We start from the raw sequence: 3,407 nt of genomic DNA, 5'->3' as shown, positions 1-3,407 counted from the left end.
TCTTCTCTAGCCGGGACAGCATGAACCGCCGCAGCTTCATCAAGACGGCCGCTGCGGCTGCCTTCGCCACGGCGGCGTTTCCACATACCGGCCTTGCCGCGGCGCCGCGCAAGGGCGGCGCGCTGCGCCTTGGCCTCAACGGCGGCAGCTCCGCCGACACGCTGGACCCGACGCAGCTGATCGGCACTTTTTCCATCAACGTCTCGCGGCAGGTCTACAACACGCTGGTGGAGATCGGCGATGACGGCAAGCCGGCGCCGGAGCTCGCGGCAAGCTGGGAAGCCAGCGACGGCAACAAGCGCTGGATCCTCAATCTCAGGCCGGGCGTGCAGTTTCACAACGGCAAGACGTTCGACGCCGACGACGTCAAATACTCGCTGGGCCTGCATATCGGCGACAAGACCAAGTCGAAGGCCAAAGGGCTGGTCGCCGACGTCGCGGAAGTGCGGGCCATCTCGCCGACGCAAGTCGAGATCCTGCTCAAATCGCCAAATCCCGACATGGATTATGTGCTGTCGGATCTGCATTTCGCCATGGTGCCCGCAGGCTTCGCCGACTGGTCGAAAGCGATCGGCACCGGTCCGTTCAAGCTCACCGCCTTCCAGCCCGGCGTGCACGCCACCGCCGCCCGCAACGAGACCTACTGGCGCAGCGATCGCGGCCATGTCGACACGGTCGAGACGGTCGTTATCAACGACGCCGCGGCGCGCGTCTCGGCTCTTCAAGGCGGCTCGGTGCACATCGTCAACGGCATCGACTACAAGATCGCACCGCTGCTCAAGAAGGACCCCCGCGCCTATCTGCTGGTCACCGAAGGCAAGCAGCATTTCTCGCTGCCGATGGACGCCACGAAGGAGCCGTTCAACAGCCCCGATGTCGTGCTGGCGCTGAAGCACGCGCTCGACCGTGAGCAGATGGTGAAGCTGCTGATGGCCGGCTTCGGACGGGTGGGCAACGACCATCCGATCGCTGCCAGCGATCCGAGCTTCAATCCTAACATCGCGCAGCGCGCCTACGATCCGGACAAGGCCCGTTTTCACCTCAAGAAAGCCGGCAAGAGCGATCTTACCCTCGAGCTGCACGCCGCCCCCGTGGCGTTCGAGCAGGCGGTCAACACGGCCGAGCTTTTCGCGCAATCGGCCAAGCCCGCCGGCATCACCATCAATGTCAAGCGCGAGCCCGATGACGGCTACTGGAGCGACGTGTGGCTGAAGAAGCCATGGGTGGCTTCCTTCTGGGCCGGGCGGCCATCGGCGAGCATGATGTTTTCCTCCGTCTACGCCTCGGGCGCGCCGTGGAACGAAACGCATTGGAAGAACGACAGCTTCGACAGACGGCTGACGGAGTCGCGCTCATTGGCCGATCCGGCGAAACGCCGCGACGTCTATTTCGAGCTGCAGCAGATGATCCATGACGAGTGCCCGACCATCATCCCGGCCTTCGCCAGTTGGATCGACGCGGCGCGCCTGGAGGTGAAGGGATTCGTTCCCAACCCCAACTTCCTGCTCAGCGATCATCGCGTGGCCGAACGGGTCTGGCTGAGCGCATAAGAGCTTCCGCCGGAGAGCGTCAGCAGGAACATTTCTGCCGGCCCCACATTGTGCTATATGGGGTGTGGCCGGCTCAACGGCCGGCCACGGCGGGAGGCACGTGGCAAGGGGATGTCGCAGGTCCAGACCGTAAAGCCAGCCGAAGCAGCGGCGCCGCCTAGAGGCTCCGATGCGTTCGCGCTGAAGCTCACTTCCTCCGAATTCGCAACCACCATGTCGCATTTCCACCGCGCGGAAATCGGGCGCATGGCGGGCTGGCGCGACCGGCTCGACCGCACCAGCAATTGGGCGATCACCGTGGTGGCGGCGATGCTGTCCGTATCGCTGTCGACGCCCTCGGCGCATCACGGCGTGCTGCTCTTCGCCATGCTGCTCATCACGCTGCTTCTATGGATCGAAGCGCGGCGCTACCGGTTCTTCGACGTCTATCGGGCGCGGGTGCGTCAGTTCGAGCGCTATTACTTCGCGCAGATTTTTTCGCCGCAGCCGGACTTCGCCTCCAACTGGCTGGCCATCCTCGGCGAAGGCCTGCGCTCGCCGCGCTTCCTCATCTCGCAGCGCGCGGCACTGGTCCGGAGGCTGCGCCGAAACTACGTCTTCATGTATACGATCTTGATGCTTGCCTGGGTCTTGAAGATCACCACGCCCAGCCTGCAGCGCGAAGGCTCGCCGATCGGCTTCAGCGCCTCGCTGCTCGACACCTTTCGCGTGGCGACGCTCGGTCCCATCCCCGGCGTCGTGGTGGTCTGCGGCGTCGTCGTATTCTATCTCGCGATGCTTGCCGCCGCCTTCCTGATGCGCGCCGACGACGGCGAACTGTCGTTCGGCGACGTGCATGTTTGAGCCTGGGGCGGCGGCCCTTGGTCTTTCAGGCAGCCCGCCGTTTCCACGCGCTCACAATCCCGGTGGCCTGACGAAACCGTCGGTGAGACGCGCCAGCGCTTTCGCCACGGCCAGCAGCTTCATGTCCGAATGGCGGCGGCCGACCAGCTGGGCGCCGATCGGCAGGCCCTCCCGGTCGACACCGATTGGAATGACGGCGGCCGGATGCCCGGTCAGGTTGAAGCGGCAGGCGTGGCTGAGCCCGCTCCAGTAGGGCGTCTCGATGCCGTCGACGGGGATCGGCGCACCCATTTCGCGGTGGCGGAAGGCCGTGCACATCATCGCCGGACAGACCAGCACGTCCCACCCGTCGAAGAACCGCTCCCAGGCAGCGATGAATTCGTCGCGCTGGTTGAGCGCCTCGAGATAGGCGGCCAGCGAGGGCGAGGTTTCGCGCGGCTGCCGGAAGACCTGCGAATACCAGGTGATGAGATCGGAAAACAGCGCCCGCTCGGCCGCGAAATCGTGGCGCGGCAATGCCTGCCCTACCCGCGCGCCGCCGACCTCGATGGCGCCCGCGAAGCCTGCGATCGCGTCGGCGATGTCGAGCGCCGTCGGCACTCCGGGAAATTCAGGCGCGAAGGCAACCCTGAGCTTGCCCAGCGGCGGCTCCGGCGCCTCGCCCGTCGCTACCGGCGGCACTTCGGTGTCGAGACCGTCGGCGCCGGCGATGATGCGGTGGGCCAGGATGAGATCGTCGACGTCGCGGGCCAAAGGCCCGATGTCGAACAGCAGGCGGAAGCTGCGCGGCAGGTCGGGCGGATCGGCGTAGCTGCCGGTGATCGGCACCGTCGCCTGCGTCGGCTTGAAGCCATAGACGCCGCACAGATGCGCCGGCATCCGGATCGAGCCGCCGGCATCGCTGCCGATCTCGAGCGGCACCAGCCCGGCGGCGACCGCGGCCGCCGCCCCACCGCTGGAGCCGCCGGGCGTGCGGGTAACGTCCCACGGATTGACGGTGCGGCCAAAGATCGG

3 protein-coding genes are annotated in these 3,407 nt (G+C 66.2%); 2 read left to right on the top strand and 1 reads right to left on the bottom strand.

Features of this window, described 5'->3' with window-relative positions:
* Together EOA60_RS24800 and EOA60_RS24795 are read left to right on the top strand one after the other, a co-directional pair.
* Positions 1-1,550, top strand: a 1,550-nt coding sequence (locus EOA60_RS24800; RefSeq protein ID WP_206628214.1) for an ABC transporter substrate-binding protein, incomplete at its 5' end; no start/stop codon positions are given.
* Between the two features lie 111 nt (positions 1,551-1,661).
* Positions 1,662-2,393 (top strand): DUF2270 domain-containing protein, encoded by a 732-nt coding sequence (locus EOA60_RS24795; protein ID WP_082980653.1) that lies wholly within the window; start codon positions 1,662-1,664, stop codon positions 2,391-2,393.
* Between the two features lie 51 nt (positions 2,394-2,444).
* On the opposite strand, the gene EOA60_RS24790 is transcribed toward EOA60_RS24795, so the two are convergent.
* A partial coding sequence (locus tag EOA60_RS24790; protein WP_128312043.1) for an amidase family protein occupies positions 2,445-3,407 on the bottom strand: 963 nt, incomplete at its 5' end.

The organism is Mesorhizobium sp. M1A.F.Ca.IN.020.06.1.1, assembly GCF_004023265.1.
GTDB lineage: Bacteria > Pseudomonadota > Alphaproteobacteria > Rhizobiales > Rhizobiaceae > Mesorhizobium.
This window is presented reverse-complemented; position numbering and strand designations above follow the sequence as displayed.

Excerpts from the sequence above, each read along its gene's own strand:
- EOA60_RS24795 (WP_082980653.1), top strand. The coding sequence starts at position 1,662 with ATGTCGCAGGTCCAGACCGTAAAGCCAGCCGAAGCAGCGGCGCCGCCT.